The sequence below is a fragment of the Armatimonas sp. genome, from assembly GCF_031410135.1.
In the GTDB taxonomy this organism is placed as follows: Bacteria; Armatimonadota; Armatimonadia; order Armatimonadales; family Armatimonadaceae; genus Armatimonas.
This window is the reverse complement of the sequence record NZ_JANNYP010000656.1, coordinates 1-1,348: the sequence shown is the minus strand read 5'-3', so window position 1 is coordinate 1,348 and position 1,348 is coordinate 1. Positions and strand designations below refer to the sequence as shown.

Genomic DNA, 1,348 nt, shown 5'->3' with positions numbered 1-1,348 from the left:
TTCACATTGATTTGTTTATCTATCCCCCTTCCGTCCCCCAGTGGAAACGTGTAATCAGCCTTTCCCTCTCATGCTGTCGGCGGGGCAGGGCTTGTGCTATCCGGTGGGCTGGGTGCGGCGCGTCGGTCGGCACGAAGGGCGGGTGCAGCTCGGTCAGCTTCGCACGCCGCCGCCGTCGCAGGGGCGCTATTATATTATCAATAGCTGTAAATAGATCAATAATAAATCATAAAATAGCAGAATATATGTTTGATAATGGTCACTATTTGGGTATACTATTAGTGGCGGGCACTGCCCGACTAATCGCCCAGAAATGGGAAAAGCGCCGGGGAGCGGTCTGGAAAACTCACCCCGGCGCTTGGAAAGGAAGCCACCTAAATGGCTACCAATTTGGATTGTAACACGCTGCTGTCGCACGTTGCCACACAGCGGGAAATGCGCGAAGCTCGCGCCGCGCAGGGCTGGTATTTGTACGCGCTTGGGGAAGTGCGGCAGGAATCTGTTTGCATTATTGCTCCTGTGGTCGCAGATCCGAAAACCGGGGTTGTGGCGCAGGCGCAGTATGTGGTTTGCCGCGAAACCGGGCGGTGCTCCTGCCCGGATCAGCAAAGGCTGGATCGGGTCAATGGGCAGGCGTTTGATCTCGGTCTGCAAATTGATCCTCTCATCTGTAAGCATGCGCTCATGGTGCCTTTACTCCTGAATCGGGCCGAAGAAGAAGCGGAGCGGGTTAGGCTCTTGGAAGCGGCTAAAGCCGCCCTTGTTGCCCCTGTCCCGGCTTCTCCTCAGGTGCGTATCTCTCCCCGTGCTCAGTGGTATCTGTCACGCCGCCGGGTTCGGATTCCTGCGGGGGCATCTCTATGAGCGCCCCCGCTTCTCTCGCCGCCCCGAAAGGGGCGGCCCCAAGTCAGAGCTTGGGAAAGCTGCTCGGTATGGCGTGTGATCTTTGCGGTACGGAGGATCAGCTGGTGCTGGCCGGTACGCTGTGCGCGGATGGTCAGTGGCATACGTTCCGGGTGTGCTTGGCTTGCCGGGCGGCGTGGGAGCTGCGGCCCGGCGGGCTGGAAGTGCTGGTGCACGAGGATCGGGCTGAGTACGTGCTGGAGCCTTGCCCAGAGCCGTATGTGTCCCGGCCACCGCGTGAGGTGCTTCAGGAGCTGATGCGCTCTCATCCCGGAGTTTGGGCGGTTTCTGTGTTGTGGTGGGCTCCTCCACGGCTAGAGGTGCTCTTGCTGTCTGTCACGGGCCAGAACCGGGTGTTTCGTGGCGAGGTAATCGCAGAGTAAGTACATGGGCCAGGGCGCGAAGCCCTGGCCCACACCAGGTAGATTCCCCCGTTGGACGGGGG

General features: G+C 59.6%; 2 protein-coding genes. Both read left to right on the top strand.

Annotated features, from left to right (window positions below; genetic code table 11):
- The first annotated feature begins 378 nt into the window (after positions 1 to 378).
- Positions 379 to 864, top strand: coding sequence for a hypothetical protein (locus tag RMO15_RS24005; protein ID WP_309718466.1), 486 nt, complete (start codon positions 379 to 381; stop codon positions 862 to 864).
- Positions 861 to 1,286, top strand: a complete 426-nt coding sequence (locus tag RMO15_RS24000; RefSeq protein ID WP_309718463.1) for a hypothetical protein — start codon at positions 861 to 863, stop codon at positions 1,284 to 1,286. The genes RMO15_RS24005 and RMO15_RS24000 overlap by 4 nt, the downstream gene beginning before the upstream one ends.
- Positions 1,287 to 1,348 lie beyond the last annotated feature (62 nt).